This is a genomic window from Mesorhizobium sp. M0243 (assembly GCF_040321775.1).
In the GTDB taxonomy this organism is placed as follows: domain Bacteria; phylum Pseudomonadota; class Alphaproteobacteria; order Rhizobiales; family Rhizobiaceae; genus Mesorhizobium.
Genome location: NZ_JAMYSF010000063.1, coordinates 1 through 3,106, shown reverse-complemented (window position 1 = coordinate 3,106; position 3,106 = coordinate 1). Strand labels below are relative to the sequence as shown.

The window sequence follows — 3,106 nt, the reverse complement described above, 5'->3', positions numbered from 1 at the left end:
GAGCCGTTGGCTGTCTCGATCCACGACAACTGCTCACGATGCTTGACCGGAGCATCGCATGACAGATGGAGACTTCAGCCAGGTTTCGATGCTCACCCTCTTCCAGGCCGAACTGGAGACGCAGTCACAGGCTCTAACCTCTGGGCTTCTGGCACTCGAACGCGATCCTATCGCCCCCGACGCCCTGGAAGCATGCATGCGTGCCGCGCATTCCCTGAAAGGAGCTGCCCGCATCATCGACCTGATGCCCGCGGTCAAAGTTGCAAATGCGATGGAAGACTGCCTGGTCGCCGCGCAACGTGGGCAGCTGAGGGTGCGACGGGAGCATATAGATGCGCTTCTGCAGGGCTCTGACCTTTTGAAATTGATCGCATCGGGATCATCGAGCGACAGCGCCAACTCAGAAGTCGAAACCTTTCTCGCGAAGTTCGAGGAATTGTCCCTCCCCAAGGCAAAGCCCGGGCCCCAAGATTCTGCAGCTGATTTCGCAACTCCAGATCATGCCCAGGAGCAACTGGCGACGACCTCTTCAGCGAACCTCCTAGTTGCGGCGGAACCGCAAGCCCAGGGCAGCATCGGCTCTGATAGAATGGTTCGGGTGACGGCAGACAGCCTGAACCGATTGCTCGGGTTGGCTGGCGAGTCGCTGATGGAAGCTCGGCGACTCAGGCCATTCGCTGACGGGCTGCTACGGCTGAAGCGACTTCAAGCGGACCTCGCGAGTTCGTTCGACAATCTTCATGCAATGCTGCCGCCGGTTTCAAACAATGCGGCGGTGGTGGAGGCGCTGGCTGAAGCGCAGCGAAAGCTTCGGTTGAACCAAGCGTTCCTGGCGGAGCGTCTCGATGAATTGGATTCAGTGGATCGGAAAGCGACTGATCTTGCCAACAGATTGTACGATGAAACGTTGGCGAGCCGGATGCGGCCTTTTGAGGACGGCGTGCGACACTATGCGAGAACGATCCGCGACCTCGGTCGTACCCTTGGCAAGCGGGTGCGACTGGAGATCGTAGGCGGCTCGACCGGCATCGACCGTGATATCCTCGAGCAGCTTGATGCCCCTTTGGGGCATCTCCTGCGCAACGCTGTAGACCATGGGCTTGAACCGCCTGATGAGCGCCTCGCGATGGGTAAACCCGAAGAGGGGCTGATCAGGCTCGAAGCGAGGCATAGTGCCGGGCTGCTGCAGATAGCCGTGGTGGATGACGGCAGGGGGGTCGAGCTCTCGAAGCTGCGCGAGACTGTCGTCGCCCGGCAACTTGCAACCAGGGAAAGTGCTGACACACTCAGCGAAACCGAATTGCTCGCATTCCTGTTTCTGCCAGGCTTTTCGATGAAAGCGGGCATTACCGACGTCTCCGGTCGCGGTGTGGGGCTCGATGCAGTGCAAGCCATGACGAAGGAAGTGCGGGGAGTCGCAAGCGTCTCCTCAGAATTTGGGCACGGAACCCGATTTCAACTGCAACTGCCGCTGACGTTGTCGGTCCTGCGCACGCTGCTCGTCGATGTCGATGGGGAGCCTTATGCTTTTCCACTCGCTGCCATTTCCAAGACTTTGAAACTGCAGCGGACGCAGATCACTCTCCTGCAGGGGCGGCCACATTTTCGATTGAATGATCGACAGATTGGGCTGGTCACCGCGCGCGAGGTGCTGGATCGAGGTGAGCCCGGATCGGAACCGAACGAACTCTCGGTCGTCGTCGTGGATGCGGGCCGGGGCGATGCGTACGGCCTGATCGTCGACCGTTTTCTCGGGGAACGCGAGTTAGTGATCAGACCTCTCGATCCACGGTTTGCCAAAATTAAGGATATCAGCGCAGCAGCTCTGATGGAAGACGGTTCGCCTGTTCTGATCTTCGACGTCGACGATCTGATCCGATCGGTGGAGAAGCTTGCGTCGTCGAGCGGATTTCGAACTCTTCGGCGCGCCGCGGGGGGTCCCGAAGCGAGCAGGCGCAAGCGCGTGCTCGTGATTGACGATTCACTGACGGTTCGCGAACTCCAGCGCAAGATGCTGGGCAATTACGGTTATGAGGTCGAAGTTGCGGTCGACGGTATGGACGGGTGGAATGCCGTCCGGTCTGGTCCTTTCGACCTCGTCGTCACCGACATCGACATGCCTCGCATGGATGGCATCGAACTGGTGAGTTTGATCAGAAAGGACACTCATCTCAAGAACACACCCATCATGATCGTTTCATACAAGGATCGGGAAGAAGATCGCGCGCGCGGGCTCGACGCAGGTGCTGACTATTATCTGACCAAGAGTAGCTTTCAGGACGAGGCGCTGATCCATGCCGTCGTGGACATGATTGGCGAGGCGGTTGAATGAAATCGAGATGGGACGCCAGCGAATGAGAATCGGCGTAGTCAACGACATGCCGATGGCGGTCGAACTTCTGCGTCGACTGGTCCTGTCGACCGGCGAACATCAGGTCGCGTGGATCGCGACCAATGGGCGAGAGGCGGTCGAGGTCTGCAGACGAGATCTGCCGGATCTGATACTGATGGATCTAGCGATGCCAGAGATGGATGGCGTTGAAGCGACCCGCAGAATCATGGCGGAAACTCCGTGCTCAATCTTGCTTGTGACCGCCAGTATCGAAGCCAACCTCGCCGGCGTCTACGAAGCAATGGGTCATGGCGCCCTTGACGCAGTCGATATTCCGTCGGTGGGCATCGAAGGTAACGCGTCCTCGCAATCCGCCCGGCTTTTGACGAACAAGATAGGAACGATCGGCAAGCTGATCGGTGATGCGCCGACCCAGGCAAAAAGGCGGATGTCACGTGCGGCTGAGCCGACACCTCGACGCCTGATTGCAATCGGTGCCTCTGCCGGCGGGCCGGCTGCCGTTGCCGCAGTCCTGAGTTCGTTTCCCGTTGACTTTGGCGGCGCGATTGTACTGGTCCAGCATCTCGATGCTCAGTTCGTTCCAGGCCTCGTTGATTGGCTGGGGCAGCATACGCCTCTCCCGATCCGTCCGGCGCGGGAAAGGGATAGTCCTCAAGCGGGCACCGTTCTCGTTGCCAGTTCTGCGGATCATCTGGTTTTCAAGTCAGCTCGGCAACTTGGCTATACGCCCAGCCCCAAGGACAATGTTTATCG

The 3,106-nt window shown here is 59.0% G+C and carries 2 protein-coding genes; both read left to right on the top strand.

Annotated features, from left to right (window positions below; genetic code table 11):
- Positions 1-58: 58 nt before the first annotated feature.
- Complete coding sequence (locus NKJ11_RS33555; protein WP_352795168.1) at positions 59-2,332, top strand: hybrid sensor histidine kinase/response regulator; 2,274 nt, start codon at positions 59-61, stop codon at positions 2,330-2,332.
- Positions 2,325-3,106, top strand: a 782-nt coding sequence (locus NKJ11_RS33550; RefSeq protein ID WP_352795167.1) for a chemotaxis protein CheB, incomplete at its 3' end; no start/stop codon positions are given. The genes NKJ11_RS33555 and NKJ11_RS33550, both read left to right, overlap by 8 nt.

What these genes read in the sequence shown, in the direction of transcription:
- NKJ11_RS33555 (WP_352795168.1), top strand. Translation starts at nt 59, where the DNA reads ATGACAGATGGAGACTTCAGCCAGGTTTCGATGCTCACCCTCTTCCAG.